Below are 20,997 nucleotides of genomic sequence, written 5' to 3'. Positions count from 1 at the left end.
CGCACCGACAGCGCCGTCTTGCCAATGCCGCCCATGCCCAGCAGCGTGATCAGTCGGCAGCGGTCTTCTATCACCCAGTGCCGAAGGGTGTCTAGCTCGCTCTGCCGTCCGTAAAAGATTGCATCGTCAGGAGCACTGCTCCAGTCCACCAAAAGGGTGGAGGCCTCAGGCGCAGGCTCTTCGGTTGCCAGGGCCGTTGCACCATTTTCGGCAACTCCCGTCTTGGGCTCAACCTCAGCGACGGTCTGCCAGTCAAGCCTCAGCACTTCGCAGTAAGCTTTAAATGCCTCGGCATTGATAGCGACTTTCCCAGCTAAAAACCGCTTCCATGTCCCCTCAGAAACACCCGCCGCCAGTACCCCCAGCGACTCCCAATCAGTACCAAGAACGAGACTGGCCGCTTGCATCCAGCGAAAATCACTGGCGGCCCAGCCCTGCTTCAATCTGGCCTGCTTAATTTGTGTCCGACCTGAGAAAGATGCTTTAAGGGTAACCACAATCCCTTTAAGTCAGTACGCTACGACCAATTACCGCACACTACAAAGGCAGCCACTGTACTGTCAATCATAAATAAGCGATGTAAAGCGTTCTACAACAGGCCGTTCATTCAGCATCACATCCAGGGCATCGCCTCACACCAGCCTCTTCAATAACTGAAACTGAGCGATCAGGCGCGGTCGTTTGACATCCAACCGATAGTGGTGGTCAAAGCGTCTATCCTGACAGACTCGCTCAACGATCCTGATGAAGACTCTGTCTTCAAACTTCTGTATTTAGCCATAAACAATATTGCCAAGCGATGGATCCGGCCCATCAAAAACTGGAGAGCAGCACTTTCGCATTTTGCTATCCTGTTCCCAGAACGATTCAAAATCTGAACCGTCACAGGCTTACACAAAAATCTGCGCACTCTCAAATTTCATTCAAATATGGATGTCAAGCCGATGACAAAACTGATTTGACTCCGCAGCAGTACACCGCTTGATTTCTTGTCATACACCTCAATCCAACCCTTCTTCCACCTCTATGAGCAACCAACAACCTACTCTCACCTACTGGCACGTCTGGACCGATGAGCAAGGCATTAGCCACCAGACCCAGTGTGAGCTGAGCAACTTTGAGCAAAGCAGCATTGCGGAAGGTACCGATCCTCAGTGGAACAACCGCCTACTCACCTCTGGAGCCAACATCATGTTCACGGTGCTGCCGGTTGACTGGGTGGGCGAATGGCACGAAAACCCTCAGCCCCAGTGGATTGTGCCCCTCTCTGGGCGCTGGTTTGTGGAAACCATGGATGGTCAGCGGGTCGAAATGGGGCCAGGGGACGTCTCCTTTGGCGGCGACCAGAATACACAGGCAGACGATGAGGACAAAAAAGGCCACCTCTCTGGCACCGTCGGCGATGAACCCGCCGTGCTCATGATTGCCCAGCTCAACGACGAGCAATATATCGCCGCAAAACCGGGGGCTTTTGCCTGAGCGGCAGGAGGTATAGATGGCCGCAAACATTGAAATTTTCGACGATCGCCTCAAAGAACTTGTCTACCCAGACGCAGACTTAGAGCAGCTTGCCAGCGGTGTTGTCCATAGCGAAGGGCCAGTGTACTGCCCCGAAGATGGCAGCGTGGTCTTCAGCGAAGGGCATGGCAATCGTCTGCTCTGTTGGCATGAAGATAAAGGGGTGCAGGTCTTACGAGACCCATCGCACTATCAAAACGGTAACACCCTCGATCTGGAAGGGCGGCTGGTGGCCTGCTCCCACGGGCAACGGGCGATCATTCGGCGTGAGCAGGATGGTCAGTGGGTAATACTGGTGGATCGCTACCAGGGCAAGCGGCTCAACAGCCCCAACGATCTGGTCATCAAGAGTGACGGCACCATTTGGTTTACAGACCCGCCCTACGGCATTACCCAACCGGGTCAGGGCTACGGCGGCAAAATGGAGCAGCCCAGCAGCTTTGTCTTTCGTTTCGACCCGGCTACAACTGAGATCGAACCCGTCGTCACCGAGATGGAACGCCCCAATGGGTTAGCTTTCAGCCCAGACGAGCGCCAGTTGTACGTCTCCGATACCTCTGAGGTTGACTATCCCCAGGGTCATCACTACATTCGCGTCTACGATGTTTTGGCGGGCCGCCAGGCTACAAATGGTCGAGTCTTCGCGGTGGTAGACCCCGGCCAACCAGACGGTTTTCGAGTAGATGCGCAGGGCAACATTTTCACCAGTTCGCAAGACAGCGTTCAGGTCTTCGCGCCCGACAGCGTTCTCCTCGGTAAAATCTATGTTCCTGAAACCGTCACCAACCTTACCTTTGGCGGTCCAGAGGGCCACTGCTTATTGATTACCGCTGGCGAGTCGCTGTACAGAATTCGAGTGAAGACTCGGGGCCTGGTGCACGTTAGAAACGGAGGGAAATCTTAGAACGCCGGTTCAGTATTCGCTGCCCCTTGTTCCAATGCGCTGCATTGGAACAAGGGGCCTCTGCCTCCTAAAACCAGCGGCAGAGCCGCAAAATTAGGGCATCCAGGTGGAGCTAGGGCACCAGAGTGAGGCTGTTGTTTAGAGACTGTACCGATGCTCTAGGTTTTGCCAATTGTTTTGCCAATTACCGTCGCCATCGCAGCCAGGTAGCGGCAAGTTTTTTGACGAACGGGGTAAACCGACTGAGGCTGTACTCATCGGCGACTTTGCGAATGACCTCTGCCTGGGTGGGGTAGGGATGGATGACGTTTGCGATCGCGCCCAATCCCAACCCCTTCTCCATCGCCAAAGTAATCTCGTTAATCATCTCCCCCGCATGGCGAGCCACTACCGTTGCCCCAAGAATCTTATCCCGATTGCCATCTAGATGAATTTTGGCGAACCCGTCGGTTTCTCCGTCGGTGATAGCCCGATCTACTTCGGACAGGGACAGGGTAAAGGTACGTACATTCTGCCGCTCGGCCACCTGACTAGCAGGCAGGCCCACATGGGCCACTTCCGGGTCGGTGTAGGTACACCAGGGCATGGTGAGCCCGCTCAGCTGGCGACGACCGATACCAAACACCGCAAACAGCGCATTTTGAATCAAGATACGGGCGGCGGCATCGGCGGCGTGGGTAAATTTCCAGCGCATACAGCAGTCGCCAACGGCGTAAATGTTCGGATTGGTGGTTTGCAGGTAGTCGTTAATGCAAATACCCTGCTTGGGGTCAGCCTCAACGCCGACCTGTTCCAGACCCAGCCCCTGACTATTGGGCTTACGTCCCACCCCAACCAAAATTTCATCCACAACAACGGTATGCGACTCGTCTCCCTGCTGGTAGTGAATGACTTTTTCATCGCCGTGTCGTTCTATCCGCTGGGCCTGGGCATCGAGCTTTAGGTCAATGCCTTCCGCTACAAAAATGCGCTGCATCAGGTCAGAGACCTCGGGGTCAGACTTTTTGAGGATGCGATCGCCCCGCTGCAGCAGCGTCACCTGCGACCCCAGGCGCTGAAAGGTCTGGGCCAGCTCGCAGCCAATATAGCCACCACCGATGATGGCGAGGCGAGGCGGGCACTCGGTCAGGTTGAAGACGGTTTCATTGGTCAGGTAGCCCGCTTCCTCCAGCCCGTCGATGGGGAGTTGGACGGGGCTGGAGCCGGTGGCGATCGCCGCCTTCCGAAACCGCAACGTCTGGTCACCCACGGTAATCGTGTCGCCACCAGAAAACGCGGCTTTGCCAAAAAAGATATCTACGCCATACTCACTCTGGATGCGCTGGGCCGAGTCATTTTCGCTAATTTCTGCCCGCACCTGCCGCAGCCGCTCCATCACTTGGGCAAAGTTGACCTGCACCCCGTCGGGCACCTGCACCCCGTATCGATGGGCCTGACGCACATCCTGCACCGCCCGCGCCGAGCGAATCATCGCCTTGGAGGGCACACAGCCCACATTGGTACAGTCGCCCCCCATCAAATGCTGTTCGACTAACGCCACTTTGGCCCCCAGCATGGCGGCTCCGGCAGCCGTGACCAGCCCTGCGGTGCCAGCCCCAATGACCACCAGGTTATAGCGTTCAGCAGGAACCGGATTTGACCAATCAGGAGGATGCAGGTAGGACACCAGCCTCTGGTTGTGAGCGTCCATTGGAGGAACCGTAACGGAATTGGGATAGGTCTGAGTCACAGGAATACTCTGGCTCGCAACGTTGATGAAACCACTCGAAGTACTCAAAGCCTCTCAAAGTTGACAGAAACTTTCTTCCATCGAAAGAGCGTTTTTATAAAAGGTGGTGTGACAAAATTCCGGTTTTTACGCTATGGTTCGCCCACAAAAGACGTTTTCAAAAACAAGAAAAAACGGCAGGTTACTCTGTTACCAGCCTTTAAGGGCTGGCATTTAGACATACTGAACCCGTAATCGGACGAGGCCACAGACGCACCCAATTACCCTTTCGTACCGCTATGATTTAGCCACACCATAGCCTCTGAATAACTCATCCAGCCGAGGCAGTCTGACCCGTGGGCGGGTGTTGCTCTAGCACCTTGGCCAGGTATTTGCCGGTGTAGGAGCCGGACACCTGGGCCACCGCCTCGGGGGTGCCCTGGGCGATTAGCTCGCCGCCGCGATCGCCCCCTTCTGGCCCCAGGTCGATGATCCAGTCAGAGCAGCGAATCACATCCAGGTTGTGCTCGATGGTGAGCACCGAGTTGCCCTTATCGACCAGGCGCTGCACCACGTCCAGCAGCTTGTGCACGTCGTAAAACGATAGCCCCGTGGTCGGCTCGTCGATCAGGTATAGAGTTTTGCCGGTCGAGCGGCGGGCCAGCTCCGAGGCCAGCTTCATGCGCTGGGCCTCGCCGCCAGAGAGGGTGGGGGCCGTCTGCCCCAGGCGAATATAGCCCAGCCCCACATCCACCATCGTTTGCAGGCGGCTGGCGGCCTGGGGAATATTCTCGAAAAAGGCCAGGGCTTCTTCAGCGGTCATATTCAGTACATCAGAGATATTTTTGCCCTTGTAGGTGACCTGGAGAGTGTCGCGGTTGTAGCGCGCTCCCTTGCACACCTCGCACTGCACGTACACGTCAGGCAAAAAGTTCATTTCAATCACGTTCACCCCCTGGCCGCCGCAGGCCTCGCAGCGCCCGCCCTTGACGTTGAAGGAGAACTGGCCCGCCTTGTAGCCCCGCGCCTTGGCCTCGATGGTTTCGGTGAACAGGTTACGGATCACGTCGAACACGCCGGTATAGGTGGCGGGGTTCGAGCGGGGCGTGCGGCCAATCGGCGACTGGTCAATCACAATTACCTTGTCCAGCGCCTTCAGCCCCTCCAGCTTGTCCATGTGCTTGGGGAAGGGCACTTTGCTGCCAAAGTGGTGCTGCAGGGCGGGATAGAGCAGCTCGTTGATCAGGGTCGATTTGCCCGATCCAGAGACACCGGTAATGCAGACCAGCGCCCCTAGGGGAATCTCCACATCCAGGTGTTTGAGGTTATTGCGGTGGACGTTTTTGAGGATGAGCGATCGCCCGTTGCCCGATCGCCGCTCTGCCGGGGTAGGAATAGAGATTCGCCGCGACAGGTAGGCCCCGGTGAGGGAGTCCTTAGCGGTCATCAGGGTCTTGAGGTCGCCTTCGGCCACGATCGCCCCGCCGTGAATGCCTGCCCCTGGACCAATATCGACTAAATGGTCGGCGGCGCGGATCGTGTCTTCGTCGTGCTCGACCACGATCAGAGTGTTGCCCAAGTCCCGCAGGCGGGTGAGGGTATTGAGCAGGCGATCGTTGTCGCGCTGGTGTAGGCCAATGCTGGGCTCATCCAGCACATAGAGTACGCCAGTGAGGCCAGAGCCAATCTGGGTAGCCAGACGAATACGCTGGGCCTCGCCGCCAGAGAGGGTCATGGCGGTGCGGTGCAGGGTGAGGTAGTCGAGGCCGACATCCATCATGAACTGGAGGCGGGCGCGAATTTCGCGCAGCACTAGAGCACCGATCTGGAGCTGCCGGGCCGAGAGCTTGGGCGAATCGCCCGCTTCGCCCACCACCTCTTCGCCTACCAGAATGCGGATACGCTTCAGGCACTCGCGAATGGAGACATTGGTAAGGTCGCTGATCGAGTGGGGACCAATGCGCACAGCGTTAGACTCGGGCTTGAGCCGGGTGCCGTGGCAGACCTCGCAGGTCTGGTCGATCAGGTACTTTTCGAGCTTCTGCTTGTGCAATTCAGAGGAGCTATCTTTGTACTGACGATCGAGGATGGGCAGCACGCCCTCGTACTGGCGGTGGTAGCCCTTGCGATCGCGGTAGCGCGAGTCCGACTCTATATAAATCTTCTCATCGCTGCCGTGGAGCACGATGTGCTGCTGCTCGGGAGTGAGCTGATCCCACCGGCTCTGAATCTCGAAGCCAAAAGCCTGGCCAACGCTGTAGAGCAGCGAGAAGTAGTAGGTGTTGTCTTTCTCAGACCAGGGGGCGATCGCGGCGTACACTGGCAAAGTCGGATCCGGCACCACCAGTTCGGCGGAAAAGGTCCGCAGGCTGCCCAGCCCGTGGCAGTTGGGGCAGGCCCCGTAGGGCGAGTTAAAGGAAAACAGCCGAGGCGATAGCTCCTCCATCACCGCACCGTGCTCGGGGCAGGCAAAGTTTTCTGAAAAGACTAGCTCATTGGGCAGGCCGTAGCTGCCTTCTTCTTCGGCGGCCTGGGGCAGGCGATCTGCGATCGACACTACATTGCTGCCCGAAGCCGGGGCCTCGGCGGTCTGGGGCTTATCAGCCAGAATTTCAATGACGGCGATGCCTTCGGATCGCTTCAGGCAGGTTCTGAGCGAATCCGCCAGGCGATCCTCCAGACCCTCTTTTTTGACCAGGCGATCGACGACGACTTCGACGTTGTGGCTGTAATTTTTATCCAGCTCGATATTGTCGGTCAGCTCCCGCAGTTCCCCATTCACCCGCACCCGCACAAAGCCCTCCGAGGCCAGGCTGGAGATCAGCTTTTTGTGAGTACCCTTTTTGCCCCGCACGACGGGGGCGAGAATTTGGAAGCGGGTGCGATCGGGCAGCTCCATGATCCGATCGATCATTTGGTCAATGCTCTGGGGCGAAATGCTGCGATCGCAGATTGGGCAGTGGGGATCACCCGCCCGCCCGTAGAGCAGGCGCAGGTAGTCGTAGATCTCCGTCACCGTGCCCACCGTAGAGCGGGGGTTGTGGGAGGTCGATTTTTGGTCAATGGAAATGGCCGGGCTCAGCCCCTCGATCGCATCGACGTCGGGCTTATCCACCTGGCCGAGGAACTGGCGGGCGTAGGCGCTCAGCGACTCGACGTAGCGGCGCTGGCCCTCCGCAAAAATGGTGTCAAAGGCCAGCGACGACTTGCCCGAACCCGACACCCCCGTAAACACAATCAGCTGATTGCGGGGAATCTCCAGGTCCAGGTTCTTGAGGTTGTGCTGGCGCGCCCCGCGAATGCGAATTACGTTGTCGTCGATGGCGGCGTGGTGGTGGGCCAGTCCTGGGGTGGGGTTGCCGTTGCTGCCATTGTTGGATGCTCGGACCTTCTTAGAGGCAGCAGTTTTCTTAGCAGAAGGGTCCGATTTGGGCATGTCTGGGGGCTTCGTGACAACGCTTTACCAATTTAACATTTATAAACACTTGATCAATCTTCTGCGCCAGGGTAAGGAGTATGCCCACCAGCTCTACCTAAGATGACCTGGGTGAGGCTGCTAGGACTGCGATCGCCGGGGGAGCCCAATCACCCCCAGCGCTTCGGCAGGGCATAAAGCTGCATACTGCTCCCACTGGTCTCAATAGCCATAACCTGGGCAGCCTAGGGATAGCATTCCTTTAAACGAATCGCCCCAACGGTAAAGAAAGCATGTGATCACGGCCCGCAACTGATTAAAACCTCTCTGCTAATAGTAAAAGTATTGTAAAAGGAAATGTTTATTGCTCATTTACGGCGTTTTATCCCTACTTCAGCCACCTGGCTTCTGAAGATCCTCACCTTAGTCATGTTGATTTTTGGCAAAAATATCAATTTGTCTCTAAGCACTGCGGCAATCAGATATCACGCCTCAATGCAAGCAACCTACATTGCCCTACGTGAAGGAGCATGCATGTAGCCCATAACACTAATTCACGAATTCATCGCCTTAACTGCTTGAACTAATATATTTTTGCTGTATTCTAGACTATAGATTAGCGGCCATGAATTTACGAAAAGAACTAAGATTTAAAGCACTAGAGTTTAGCTGATTCGGCAGATACCTACCGATCATCAACTTTAGATGCTTAATTTTATGCAACCTTCCCCTGAGCAGAGCCTATGGCGAAGCTGCTTCAGAGGTTTAGAGATGTATTGAGATGTTTTTTGGCTCTCTCCGTTCAGGGAACGTTCGACGTTGGCGAAGCCTGCCGATAGGCTTACGGTTCTGTTCAGCCAAACTAGCTGTAGAAGCACCTGCGATAAGTTGATGGGAACTCTTAAATTCAAAACTATTCTCTAAGCATTTCAGCCGCAAACTTAAATATCACAAAACTAGAGAGAACCTTTATGGATTTATCAATTGTTGAGGTTTTACCTGACTTGAAAATCCCCGCTTCAATGATTTTTTCCTATCCCACAGCGCTGGGAGATACCCTCCGTTCTGAGATAGAGAGAATATTCATGCCTGAGGAGCACCTTCAGCCCCTACAGGTCAAGGTAGAGGTTCGAACAGGCCGTAGCGAGCCCAGAAAGTCAGGGTCAACCCGATGGAAACTTTACCGGGCCATTGCTAAAGCAGTGAAAGGGGAGCAAATCGTAGATTGTCCAGAAAGGTTTTTGCTGGATGGTCGACCAGAGCTAGACACTAACATCGCCCACGTTATCGAAAATATTGCCGCTCCTGCTTTGTTTGCTAAACAAATGCTGAGCAAGCGGTTGGGGCAAGATATTGACATTCATGTCATTCTCAGAAAGCGGGCACCCAGCCTAGCCAAAGAGGTCTTTGAGACCTTAGGTATTCCAGTTATTTATACTGACGATCGCGTCTATGGTGACTTAGTCTCGGTTTCGGCCTTTCGGGCAAATGACAATCAGCCCGTCGAAGACCCCAAATTCTCCCTCATCATTAATGACGAAGCGGTTTCTAGTGTAGACGCAAAGCTCTACAACCTCCACGCAACCCTATTCAATGACGCCGGTTTTTCTGGCCATGAGCCTTTAGAGGTAGAGAAAATCTTTATTCCTCGCCGAGGTAAACGCAATCTACTGAACAACGATGAGGTAGAGAAGTTTTTAGCGGAAAAAGGCTTTAAGACCTACTATTTTGAAGATCTTACTTGCAGTCAAAAGTGGTCTATTACCCGCGATGTAAAGGTGGTCGTTGCGGTTCATGGCGCAGCCCTGAGCCACCTTGTCTTCAACCGCGTCGGTCTCCAAAACCCTGCACTACCCCACAGCGGCGTTAAGGTAGTTGAGCTGTACTCTCCAGGCTGGGCTAGTCGCTGGGCGCACCGCCGTCAGATTACTGGCATCAACGGACAGTGGTGCGGCGTTCGAGGCCAGGTTACACCAAAGTTATTAAATGATATAGATTTCTCTAACCTGCCGCCGGAAGCCTTTAGACCGTCCTATCACGATCCCTTTACAGTTGACTGCAAGTCAATTCAAATGGCCCTCGACTATTTAGGGGCCTAGGTTTGTAAGCCTAAACAGTCGAGGAAACTGTAGATTTGCTTCGCTTTGGCTTAAAATCCGAGGGCAAGTTCCACTATTCGTGGCTTTCCACCGCCATAGCCAGCGCTAACGAACGGCTACAAAACGTTCCTGAGCCAGGGTACGCAGCCGTTGAATGTCCTCCCGTCGGGTAATTGAGAGGGGCACAGTACGCTTAATTTCTTCTATCACTAGCGTGGTGTCAGCGGGGCGGTTTTCGTAGAGGGCGCGGTAGTGGGCGGTGATCACGGCCTGCTCGATTTCAGCGCCGCTAAAGCCGTCGGTAGCAACAACCAACTCCTCCAGACTAAAGTTCTGTAGGCCCTGCTGGCGGCGATCGAGGTGAATGTGCAAAATATCGCGGCGCTCATCGGCCTCGGGCAGGTCTACAAAAAAGATTTCGTCAAAACGGCCCTTGCGCAGCAGCTCGGGGGGAATGGCGGACAGATCATTGGCGGTGGCAACGACAAAGATTTCCTGGGATTTTTCCTGTAGCCAGGTGAGAAAATAACCAAACAGGCGACGGCTCAATCCCCCATCGGCCTCACCGCTGCTCTGCCCCATACTCTTCTCGATTTCGTCAATCCATAGAATGCAGGGAGCCATGGTCTCGGCCATGGTGACAGCACGGCGAAAGTTTTTGTCTGACTCGCCCACGTACTTATTGTAGAGGCGACCAGCATCCAGCTTGAGCAGTGGCAGCTGCCACTGGCGGGCAATGGTTTTGGCCGCCAGTGACTTACCGCAGCCCTGAATGCCTACGATTAAGATGCCCTTAGGAGCAGGCAGGTTGTACTGGCGGGCCTGGGGCGTAAAACCGACTTTGGCGTAGCCGAGCCAGCGTTTGAGGCCCTCAAAGCCGCCCAGCTGGGCCAGGTTAGTCTCAGCTGGAAAGTAGTCGAGCAAACCCTCTTCGTGGATGACGCGGGCTTTGCGTTCTAGCACTCGCTTCACATCATCAGCGTTCAGCTTGCCGTCATGGAGGGCGGCGTAGGCGATTACCTTGCGGGTTTGGCTCAGGGTCATGCCCTGGAGCGCTTTGACCAGAACGTGAATGTCTTCGGGGCTAAGTTCAACTTTGACTCGACCTTTCAGCACCCGGACCACGTCGGAAACGGCCTCGTATAGCTCTTCAGGCTCAGGGAGCTTGATGTCGAAGTACACGGCATCGTGGGCAATTTCAGCGGGTAGGGTGTTGCCGCTGCCGCTAATCACCAGGGTGGAACGATTGTGGGAGAACTGCTCTGCCACTTCTCGGAACTGCCGGGCTATCACTGCATCTTTAAGGTGGGGAGCAAAATCCTTTAGCCAAAAGATGGCTTTAAAGTTCATTTCTTGAATATGGCGCAGCATGTCGATGGGTTCGGCCGTTTTGGGTAAAGCCTGCCCACGCCTGGCCCCTGGAGGAGCGTACTCGTTTTGCCAGCGGTTGTCGGGGCTGTTGGGCGATCGCATCAGCCCCTGAGCAATGCTCCACTCAAACACCGCCATCTGCATATCTCTACAGGCCGCACTGATTAACCCCTGCACCCGTTCTTCTTCAACGGTATCGATTATCACAACCGGGTGAAAGGAGGTCACCAAGGTTTGAAAGTGCTGCACGCTGGCTTTAAAAGACATGGTTGCCGGTAGTAACGCTAGGGCTAAGGTGCCCGTTTCTGCCTACACTTTCTGCACCGTAGATTCCGGAAGCTTAGTCAAGTACATCAATACCCTGGCGGGCATAGCGAATGCGCAGCTTGAGACCCAGGGTGATTTGCTTCATTACCCAGTAGAGGCTAGCCAGGATCATAAAGGTGACAAAGATAACGGCTGCCGGTTGCTTTGAGGTCAGAGCATCGAGGGTATAGGCAATAACGCCAGTGGGGTCAACCACTAAATCCCAGCTGTTAAAGCGCAGAAACCGGCCGAGATAGATGCCCACCGCACTGAGCGCGTGAATTGTCAGCTCAAGGGGCAAAACCATCGCTTTGGCACCGTGCTGTTTGAGGTAGGCGGCCAGATTGAGAATAGAGATGACGTAAGCTTCAAACCCTAGCAAAATGGCAATGGCGTGGATGGGAATGAACACCAGAGCCACGACCAAAATGCGAATCTGCCCCGAGCTGGTGCCTCGAATCAGGTGAATAATATCGGTGAGGACGTAGGGAGCATTGGGTAAAAAGACCAAAAATACCACCAGACCAACCCACCACAGCCAACCCTGGGGATTTTGCTTGGTTTTGAAAATTTTCAGGCTGAGCAGACCGGCAAAGGCTATGACCACCAGTAGCCACAACAGCTCAAACCAGGAGATGAAGCCGCCGCTGGAGTTGTCTCTGAGCACGTTAAAGAGACCTTGCACGGCACGAGGTATGCGAGACCCCAGCCCTAGCACCCCGATTATCCCCACCAGCACGCAGGATGCTAAAAACCATCGGTTGGCTAAGCTCTGGCGGCGAAACAAACTAAAGCTCAGCAGCAGCGGCACCGCCGCCAAAAACAAGTTCCACAAAATCCAGCCGCTGTAGACGTTATCAAAGGCGCTGATAATGTTGGGCAGGAGCCATCTCATCAGGTGTAAACTCCAAAAGCAGAATTTGATTTAACCCAATCTAAATCCTTAAAGGGTAATGTGTCCGCCCCTAGAGTGGTCAATTAGGCGATCGCACCTAGACGACCTGCTGATTAGCACCCGCGCTATAACAAGTAGAGTTTTCTTACCTGCATCTCCATGACAGAAACTCCTCAGCGCCAGGGCAACACTACCGAGCATCTGCTTACGACCCCCCACGGCAGTCACCCCTACACCGCCTCAGCCCAGTGGCAGACTCTTTTTGAGAATGATGAACCCGTCGCTGAGCTGTTCCACGTGGCGTACACCATTGGCGATCAAGACCCAGCCCAGCGACCGATTACCTTTGTGTTTAACGGTGGCCCTGGGGCCGCGTCGGCCTACCTACACATGGGCGCTCTGGGACCGCGCCGGGTCGTGTTTAACTCCGACGGCAGCCTGCCGCGTCCACCAGTGCAGGTAACCGACAATGGCGAAAGCTGGTTAAGCTTTACCGATTTGGTGTTTATTGACCCCCTGGGTACTGGCTTTAGCCGCATGCTCACCAAGGATAAGGAAAAATCAGCTAAATCAGACGAAAAACCTGCCGAGAAGCCTGGGGATAAACCCGACGACAGCGCCAAAAAATTTTGGACGGTCGATCGCGATCTCAACGCCCTGGGCGAGTTTATCCAGGCGTATCTATCAACCCACCACCGCTGGCTCTCACCAGTCTTTATTGCTGGCGAGAGCTACGGCGGATTTCGAGTGGCTAAACTCTGTCGCAAGCTGCAGCAAGACTATGGCGTCGGCCTGTGCGGGGCGGTTTTAATCTCTCCGGTAATGGAGTTTATGCTGCTGGAGGGCAACGACTACAACCTGAGCGGCTGGGCTACGGTGATCCCGTCGATGGCGGCCACTGCGGTTTACCACGGTCGGGTAGACACCGCCGACAGCCCCATGACACACGGGGCCAAAGCCGCCGAGTTTGCCCGCAAAACGCTGATTCCACTGCTGGCCCTGGGTCGCACCGCCGCCGCCGAAGACCAGCAGCGCGTCTTTGGCCAGCTGGCCGAGCTGATTGGCTTACCCCCAGAAGTCGTGCAGCGCCACCGGGGCCGCATTGACATTGCGGTGTTTGCCCGCGAGCTACTGCGCCAGCAGCAGCGCATTCTCGGCCTCTACGATGGATCGGTAACGGCGATCGACCCCTTTCCCGATCGCGTGCTGCACGAGGGCACCGACCCCACCCTAGAGGGCATCGATCGCCTGTTTACCGGCGCGATTAACAGCCACCTGCGCTCTACCCTGGGGGTCAACACCACCCTGACCTACAACCTGCTCAGCTTTGAAGTTTTCAAAGCCTGGGAGTTTTTGCCCGAGAGCGACTACCGACAGGGTTTTGTGGGCTCGGTGGATGACCTGCGGGTGGGTATGGCCCTCAACCCCTACCTGAAGGTGTACATTACCCACGGCATCTACGACCTGGTGACGCCCTACTTTTCATCCAACCACCTGGTCGACCAGATGGCGCTCAACGATGAACTACGCTCAAACCTTACCTTGCGCCATTTTCAGGGAGGGCACATGTTCTACACCTGGCATGAGTCGCGGCGACAGTGGTTTGACGATATGCAGGGCTTCTACCACCAGGCGGCGGGGAAGTAGGGGCGTTGCTGCGGCCAGGCGATTGATCGGGCTTTCCCTGAGGTGCTAGACAGCTGGAGGCTAAACGGCCAGGTGCTGGGTAACGGCCTGTACAATGTGCTGAGTCCAGCGATCGACTAGGCTCCCGTCGATCGCTTCGACCATGACCCGAATGACAGGCTCGGTGCCGGAGGGGCGCACTAGCACCCGGCCCTCACTACCCATGGCCTGTTCGGCGGCTTCGACCGCCTGGTAGACGGGGACACTGTCTTGCCAGTTGAGGCGGCGATCGCGATCGGTCACCTGGACGTTTTGCAGCTTCTGCGGGTAGGTCGTAAAGCTGTCATCCACCAGGGCGGCCAAGGACCCGCCCAGGGCTTGCACCAGGGTAGCCAAGTGCAGGGCGGTGAGAATGCCGTCGCCCGTAAGGCTGTAGTGGTGGCAGAGAATATGGCCCGACTGCTCGCCCCCGAGCTTGGCCCCCCGGCTCACCATTTCGCTGTACACGTGCTGGTCGCCGACCTGGGTACGCACCAGGGTGCCGCCCAGCTTTTCCCAGGCCCGCTCAAAGCCCAGGTTGGCCATCACTGTGGAAATTAAGGTGTGGTTGGGCAGCCGCCCCTGCTCTTGCAGTCGCTTGCCCCAGAAATAAAGAATGTAGTCACCGTCGACCACGCGGCCATGGGCATCGACCGCCATCACCCGGTCGGCATCGCCATCGAAGGCAAAGCCCAGGTCGGCCTGGTGCAGCTTAATGGCGGCTTTGAGCGGTTCTAGATGGGTCGAGCCGCAGTCCACATTGATGCGATCGCCGTCGGGGGCACCGTGCAGCGCAATCACCTCAGCCCCGGCTTCTACAAACACCTGCTCTGCCAGGCGAGTGGCCGATCCCCAGGCCATATCTAGCACCACCTTCATGCCCGCCAAATCGAGGCCGGGCTGCAGAGGTTTGTGCAAAAAGCTGGCGTAGCGGTTGACCAACTCGGGTCGGTAGTAACACTGCCCCCAGGCAGCAGAGGCTGCCTCTAGCTCCGTAAGCTGCCCCCGCAGTGCCGCTTCAATCGTCGCTTGCACCGTGCTGGCAAGCTTGGTGCCATCACCGTCAAAAAACTTGATGCCGTTGTCGGCGGGGGGGTTGTGGCTGGCCGAAATCATAATTCCGCCCAAAGCCTGGCATGACTCGGCCAGGTAAGCCACCGCCGGGGTGGGGCACAGCCCAATGTGCCAAACATCTAGCCCGGCGGCGGTCAAGCCTGCCGAGAGGGCCGAAGCCAGCATGTGACCTGAGGTGCGAGAGTCTTGGCCCAAAATAATCGGCCCATCGGCTAGCCCCTTGGCCTGCATGACCTGCCCGGCCCAGTAGCCAATGTCCATGGCTAGGGGAGCTGTTAACAGGTCGCCCGCTCTACCGCGAATGCCATCGGTACCAAACAAGGGACCTGGGGGTAGTGGTAACCTTGCCAATCCTTTAGCAGATAACTCAGGGGCTGTAGCGCTGCCGCTCTGCTGCTGGCCTAGGGGTACTGTGCCCGTGGGCCTCACCGGAGAACTAACCATATTAATTTTCCTCACACCTCACACTCACAGTGGAGGATAGCACCTCTGCCTTAGGATGGAGCTATCCCTCTAGGCCAGTTCTGCCAGTCCTATGGCTACTCATATCTCTACCGAAAGTGTTGATCCCCGCCTGGAAGAGGGCATTGCTCTGTTTAACCAAGGCGAGTACTACCGCTGCCACGATGTACTGGAAGCGATTTGGATGGAGGCCAATACCTTAGAAAAACCCTTTTACCAGGGCATTCTACAAATTGCCGTGGGGCTATATCACCTGAGCAACCTCAACTGGCAGGGAGCCTCTATTCTTTTGGGAGAGGGAGTAAACCGCCTGCGCCCGTTCGAACCCGCCTATGCTGGGGTAGATATCGCCCGTTTGGTAGACTGTGGCTGGGCCTGGCTGACCATGCTGCACCAAACTGGCCCCGATCGCGTGGCCGAGGTGGCCGCAGCAGTCCCCCTGGCCCAGGGCAAACCGGCAGCTGGGGCTGACCCCGACGCTATGGTTACGATCGCAGGCATTGATTCTCCGCTACCGGCTATCTATCTGTTTACGTAGGTCAAGATCAACCTCAGGTTTGAGGTCGCCAGCGCGGCCCCAAAGCCGAGAGCAGCGACGATCGTTAGCAACAGCGCTCCCTGCTAGGATGGGTTTTGTGCCATTGGGGCGCGCTGTTCTCTTGCCGACGTCGACTATGCAAATCTATTTAGACTACAGCGCCACCACGCCCCCGCGCCCGGAGGCGATCGCCGCGATGAGCGCCTGCATGGCCGACCATTGGGGCAACCCCTCCAGCCTGCACCAGTGGGGCAACCGATCGGCCACGGTGCTAGAGCAGGCGCGATCGCAGGTAGCGGCGCTGCTCAATGCCCCGGCCGATGCGGTGGTATTTACGGCGGGGGGCACCGAGGCCGACAATTTGGCCCTAATGGGAGTCGCCCAGCGCTACCGGGTGCCCCAGCACATTGTGATTTCATCAGTAGAGCATTCAGCGGTCGAAAAACCGGCCCAGCAGCTGGAAGCGTTGGGTTGGCAGGTAACCCGACTACCGGTGAATGCCCAGGGACGGGTCAGTCCGAGCGATCTGCGCCAGGCCCTGCGCGACAACACCGTGCTGGTGTCGATGATCTACGGCCAGAGCGAAGTCGGCACCCTGCAACCCATCGAGGTGCTAGGCCAAATCGCCCGCGACCACGGGGCGCTGTTTCACACCGATGCGGTGCAGGCGGCCGGTCGGCTGCCGCTCGATGTACAGATTCTGCCGGTCGATTTGCTGTCGATCTCCAGCCACAAAATCTATGGCCCCCAGGGGGCCGGGGCGCTGTACGTGCGGCCTGGGGTAGAGCTAGTGCCCCTGCTAGGGGGTGGCGGTCAGGAGTTTGGCCTGCGATCGGGTACCCAGGCGGTGCCTACCCTGGCCGGGTTTGGGATAGCGGCGGCCCTGGCCGCTGAGGAAATGGCTACCGAAACCCGGCGGCTGATTGGCCTACGCGATCACCTTTTCGACCAGTTAGCCAGCGTGGCTGAACTCACCCCCACAGGCGATCGCCACCAGCGGCTACCCCACCACGCTAGCTTTTGCATTGCCGCCGACGGTGAGCAGGTCAGCGGTCGTACCCTGGTGCGCGAGATGAATTTAGCCGGCATTGGCATTAGCGCCGGGGCGGCCTGCCGCAGTGGCAAGCTCAGCCCCAGCCCAGTGCTGCTGGCGATGGGCTACAGCGATCGCGAGGCCAGCTGCGGCATTCGTCTCACCCTGGGGCGGCATACCACCGCTGCCGATATTGACTGGGTAGCGATGGTGCTGCGCCAGGTGCTGCGCCGTGCCCTGGCTCCCCTCGCCCTGACTCCTGTGTAGTGTTCTAACTTCTAATGGCCGCCATGACTCAAGCCGCAAAAGACAATGATGGTGCTATGAATTCTGCTGTGACCGCCGTACCGGCTAGCCTGGAAGACGCGATCGACCAGGCTCGGGGGGCCGCCCAGGCCGCTATTCAGGCGGGGGTACCCCGTATGGTGGTGGAGCTGGCTTACTCCGAGCTGAAGGGCCTGCCCGTGGCCCAGCGGTTTTACCCCGCCCTGCAAGAGCTAGGCCTTGTGTTCAAGGTTTACTTTCCCGATGCGGGGGCAGCGGCTCTGGCCCGCCGCGACTGGGGCAACCCCGACTTTGTGGTGCGCGGCATTGGCGAATTGCACAGCGAAATGGAACCCGATGACCAGGCCTACCTGTTTGTCGAGCCCTCGTCGATTGAGGTCAACCAGGTCGAAGACATGTGCACCGAGGCGGGCGACAAGTTTGTGATCATGCTCAACCCCAAGCTAGAGGACGTAGCCACCATTGGCATCGGCTATGCCGGACGGCAGCTGCGCGATCGCTTCCTCAGCACGTTAGAGCCAATCTACTACCTGCGGCCGCTAGAAGGGGCCGTGCTGCTGCGCTGCTACCCGCACCCCTGGCAGGTGTGGCAAGAATCTGAGGCGGGCTATTCACTACTGGCTGAAACACCCCAAAAGCCCTCCGGCGAAGCGATCGATCGCATTTTACTGGGCGAAACCGCTCCAGCAGGCACCCCTGACGATGCGCCAATCAAGAGCAAACGGGGTGGTTTTTTAAGTGAGCTACAGGGATTTATTCGTGCCCTAACCCAGTAAAGAGACACCCCCTTTTGCTTGTCTTTGACAGAGGCCTTTACTAGAGGCCTCTGTCAAAGGGATGGCGTTATTCCCTTCGCCAAGGCAAGATCGTGCCCCAGGGATACTGTCTTGAGCCCTAACCTGGGGTTATACTTCACTACACCCCGCCTGATCAGCCCCGTCTATTCACGCTGCGCTCAAGCCAACCCTGTTCTACGACTGGTGAGTTACGATAGCCCATGCGAATTCTTAAAACCCAGACTCTCCGAGGGCCAAACTACTGGAGCATCCGCTACCCCAATCTGATCCTAATGCGGCTAGATCTAGAAGACCTGGCTGACCGCCCCTCGGACCAGATTCCTGGGTTTTATGAAGCGCTAGCCGAAACGCTCCCCAGCCTGATCGAACACTTTTGTTCGCCTGGGCATCGCGGCGGATTTCTAAGCCGAGTGCGCCAGGGCACCTACATGGGCCACATCATTGAGCACGTTGCCCTAGAGCTACAAACTATGGCTGGCATGCCTGTCGGCTTTGGCCGCACCCGTTCCGTGGCTGAACCCGGCGTTTACCAAGTGGTGTTTGAGTACCAAAACGAGCAGGCTGGGCGCTATGCGGCACGGGCGGCGGTGCGGTTGTGCAACAGCCTGGTCGAAACCGGCCACTATGCCAAAGAGGAGCTTGAGCAAGACCTGGCCGACCTCAACGAGTTTCGCCTCGATGCCGCCCTCGGTCCCAGCACCGAGGCCATTGTGCGCGCCGCCGAAACCCAAGACATTCCCTGGATGCAGCTTTCTACCCGGGCGATGATCCAGCTCGGCTATGGCCGCTACCAGCAGCGGGTGCAGGCCACCTTGAGCAGCAAAACCAGCATTTTGGCTGTAGAACTAGCCTCTGATAAAGAGGGCACTAAGCAAATTTTGCGCAGCGCCGGGGTGCCCGTCCCTCGGGGCACCGTCATCAACTACCTAGATGAGCTTGAGAACGCGATCGAAGACGTTGGCGGCTATCCCATTGTGGTCAAGCCCCTTGACGGCAACCACGGGCGCGGCATCACCATCGATATCGACACCTACCAGGCCGCCGAAGAAGCCTACGAAGCCGCCAAAGAAGTATCCAAAGGCGTGATTGTCGAACGCTTTTACCGGGGCCGCGACCACCGAGTCTTGGTAATTAACGGGCGCGTGATTGCGGTGGCCGAGCGAGTGCCCGCCCACGTAGTTGGCGACGGCAAATCAACGATTGAGCAGCTGATTGAGCTGACCAACCAAGACCCGCGCCGGGGCGTCGGCCACGACAATCTGCTCACTCGCATTGAGGTCGATCGCACCACCTGGCAGCTGCTCGATCGGAGGGGCTACACCCTTGACACCGTGCTGCCCGAGGGCGAAATTTGCTATCTGCGGGCCACCGCGAACCTGAGTACGGGTGGCATTGCCATCGATCGCACCGACGACATTCACCCCGACAACATTTGGGTGGCCCAGCGCATTGCCAAGACCATTGGCCTCGATATTGCTGGCATTGATGTGGTCACCACCGATATTTCCAAGCCCCTGCGCGAGGTGGACGGCGTTATCGTCGAAGTCAATGCGGCCCCGGGGCTGCGTATGCACGTGTGCCCTAGCGTCGGCATTGCCCGCAATGTAGCCGAGCCGATTTTGGCCATGCTGTTTCCGCCTGGCACCCCTGCCCGCGTGCCGGTAGTGGCCATCACCGGCACCAACGGCAAAACTACCACCACTCGTCTGACGGCCCACATCTTCAAGCAGACGGGTCAAATGGTGGGCTTTACCACCACCGATGGCATCTACATCGGCGACAACATGGTGGAACCGGGCGATACCACCGGTCCCCAGAGCGCCCAGGTAATTCTGCAAGACCCTACCGTAGAGGTGGCGGTGCTGGAGACAGCGCGGGGCGGCATTCTGCGATCGGGTCTGGCCTTCGAAGACTGCGATATCGGCGTGGTGCTCAACGTCGCCGCCGACCACATGGGCCTAGGCGATATCGAAACCCTTGAAGACATGGCCCATCTCAAGAGCGTGGTGGCCGAATCCGTGCGCCCCAGCGGCTACGCGGTGCTCAATGCCGACGACCCCCTGGTGTCAGCGATGGCCCAGCGGGTCAAGAGCCAGGTGGCCTATTTCTCGATGGACCCCCACAACGACCTGGTGCGCAAGCATTCCCAGCAGGGCGGACTAGCGGCTGTCTACGAGCAGGGCTACCTGTCCATTCTCAAGGGCGACTGGCTGCTGCGGATTGAGCAGGCCGAAAAAGTGCCCCTCACCATGGGCGGCAAGGCTCCCTTCCAGATTGCCAACGCCCTGGCGGCCAGTTTAGCCGCCTTTGCCCAAGGGGTTGATATCGACTGTATTCGCCAGGCGCTGCACACCTTTGAGGCCTCCAGCGACCAAACCCCAGGCCGCATGAACTTGTTTAACCTAGGTCGGTTTCACGCTCTAGTTGACTATGCCCACAACCCCGCTAGCTACGAGGCTCTGGGGGGCTTTGTGAAAAATTGGCCAGGGCGATGCATCGGTGTAGTCGGAGGGCCGGGCGATCGCCGCGATAATGACTTTATTACCCTGGGCAAGCTAGCCGCCCAAATGTTTGATGACATTATCGTTAAAGAAGACGACGATACTCGCGGCCGCGATCGCGGCGATGCTGCTCAATGGATTGTGCGTGGCATTGAAGAGGTGCCCAGCGAGGTCACCTACCGCACCATTCTGGATGAAACCGAGGCCATCAATACCGCCTTAGACGCAGCCCCCGACGACAGCCTGGTGGTCATTTTGCCCGAGAGCGTCACCCGCGCGATCGCCCTAATTAAGACTCGCAACCCATTACCCCCCCAGGCCTCAGGGCTGAATGGTGCCGTTGAATCGGTCGCTCAGCCCGTTGATCAATATGCTGAGGCCACTCCCTCTGGATTGCTCAAAAGCTAGCGACCTGTCTGTGAGAGT

The 20,997-nt window shown here is 57.2% G+C and carries 13 protein-coding genes and 2 pseudogenes; 9 read left to right on the top strand and 6 right to left on the bottom strand.

The window, feature by feature from the left end; genetic code table 11:
- Positions 1-497: pseudogene (locus IQ273_RS04965) on the bottom strand (hypothetical protein); the annotation flags it as partial.
- Positions 498-740: 243 nt separating this feature from the next.
- On the opposite strand from IQ273_RS04965, the pseudogene IQ273_RS04960 reads away from it, so the two are divergent.
- From IQ273_RS04960 to IQ273_RS04950, 3 genes and pseudogenes are all read left to right on the top strand, one after another.
- Positions 741-878: pseudogene (locus IQ273_RS04960) on the top strand (IS256 family transposase); the annotation flags it as partial.
- A gap of 148 nt (positions 879-1,026) precedes the next feature.
- Complete coding sequence (locus IQ273_RS04955) at positions 1,027-1,479, top strand: cupin domain-containing protein (protein ID WP_194022063.1); 453 nt, start codon at positions 1,027-1,029, stop codon at positions 1,477-1,479.
- A gap of 16 nt (positions 1,480-1,495) precedes the next feature.
- Positions 1,496-2,422, top strand: a complete 927-nt coding sequence (locus tag IQ273_RS04950) for an SMP-30/gluconolactonase/LRE family protein (protein WP_194022062.1) — start codon at positions 1,496-1,498, stop codon at positions 2,420-2,422.
- Positions 2,423-2,606: 184 nt separating this feature from the next.
- Here the strand turns inward: IQ273_RS04950 and IQ273_RS04945 are convergent, their stop codons facing one another.
- Positions 2,607-4,151, bottom strand: coding sequence for a mercuric reductase (locus IQ273_RS04945; RefSeq protein ID WP_194022061.1), 1,545 nt, complete (start codon positions 4,149-4,151; stop codon positions 2,607-2,609).
- Positions 4,152-4,461: 310 nt separating this feature from the next.
- Positions 4,462-7,566, bottom strand: coding sequence for an excinuclease ABC subunit UvrA (gene uvrA, locus IQ273_RS04940; protein WP_194022060.1), 3,105 nt, complete (start codon positions 7,564-7,566; stop codon positions 4,462-4,464).
- 1,064 nt (positions 7,567-8,630) lie between these two features.
- On the opposite strand from uvrA, the gene IQ273_RS04935 reads away from it, so the two are divergent.
- Positions 8,631-9,644 (top strand): glycosyltransferase 61 family protein, encoded by a 1,014-nt coding sequence (locus IQ273_RS04935; RefSeq protein ID WP_194022059.1) that lies wholly within the window; start codon positions 8,631-8,633, stop codon positions 9,642-9,644.
- A gap of 105 nt (positions 9,645-9,749) precedes the next feature.
- On the opposite strand, the gene IQ273_RS04930 is transcribed toward IQ273_RS04935, so the two are convergent.
- Together IQ273_RS04930 and IQ273_RS04925 are read right to left on the bottom strand one after the other, a co-directional pair.
- Entirely contained in the window at positions 9,750-11,282 is a 1,533-nt protein-coding gene (locus tag IQ273_RS04930; RefSeq protein ID WP_194022058.1) for an AAA family ATPase, read from the bottom strand.
- 73 nt (positions 11,283-11,355) lie between these two features.
- Entirely contained in the window at positions 11,356-12,216 is an 861-nt protein-coding gene (locus IQ273_RS04925; RefSeq protein ID WP_194022057.1) for a DUF1361 domain-containing protein, read from the bottom strand.
- A 159-nt stretch (positions 12,217-12,375) separates the two neighbouring features.
- Between IQ273_RS04925 and IQ273_RS04920 the strand changes: the two genes are divergently transcribed.
- Positions 12,376-13,863, top strand: a complete 1,488-nt coding sequence (locus IQ273_RS04920; RefSeq protein WP_194022056.1) for a S10 family peptidase — start codon at positions 12,376-12,378, stop codon at positions 13,861-13,863.
- Positions 13,864-13,923: 60 nt separating this feature from the next.
- Here IQ273_RS04920 and glmM read toward each other — a convergent pair whose 3' ends face one another.
- The gene (glmM, locus tag IQ273_RS04915; protein ID WP_228052358.1) at positions 13,924-15,399 is read right to left on the bottom strand and encodes a phosphoglucosamine mutase; all 1,476 of its coding nucleotides are present in this window, start codon (positions 15,397-15,399) and stop codon (positions 13,924-13,926) included.
- Positions 15,400-15,490: 91 nt separating this feature from the next.
- Here glmM and IQ273_RS04910 point away from each other — a divergent pair, with 91 nt between their 5' ends.
- The 4 genes from IQ273_RS04910 (at position 15,491) to cphA (ending at position 20,979) form a co-directional block, all read left to right on the top strand.
- A complete protein-coding gene (locus IQ273_RS04910; RefSeq protein WP_194022055.1) occupies positions 15,491-15,955 on the top strand; it encodes a DUF309 domain-containing protein in 465 nt (154 codons plus the stop codon).
- Positions 15,956-16,091: 136 nt separating this feature from the next.
- Positions 16,092-17,255: a cysteine desulfurase family protein gene (locus IQ273_RS04905; protein ID WP_194022054.1), complete on the top strand. Its 1,164-nt coding sequence runs from the start codon at positions 16,092-16,094 to the stop codon at positions 17,253-17,255.
- A gap of 23 nt (positions 17,256-17,278) precedes the next feature.
- Positions 17,279-18,049, top strand: a complete 771-nt coding sequence (locus IQ273_RS04900; protein WP_228052356.1) for a DUF1995 family protein — start codon at positions 17,279-17,281, stop codon at positions 18,047-18,049.
- Between the two features lie 221 nt (positions 18,050-18,270).
- A complete protein-coding gene (cphA, locus tag IQ273_RS04895) occupies positions 18,271-20,979 on the top strand; it encodes a cyanophycin synthetase (protein ID WP_194022052.1) in 2,709 nt (902 codons plus the stop codon).
- The last annotated feature ends 18 nt before the right edge of the window (positions 20,980-20,997 follow it).

The sequence above is a fragment of the Nodosilinea sp. LEGE 07298 genome (genome assembly GCF_015207265.1).
In the GTDB taxonomy this organism is placed as follows: Bacteria; Cyanobacteriota; Cyanobacteriia; order Phormidesmidales; family Phormidesmidaceae; genus Nodosilinea.
The sequence above is the reverse complement of the archived record's forward strand: the minus strand, read 5'-3'. Positions and strand labels throughout refer to the sequence as shown.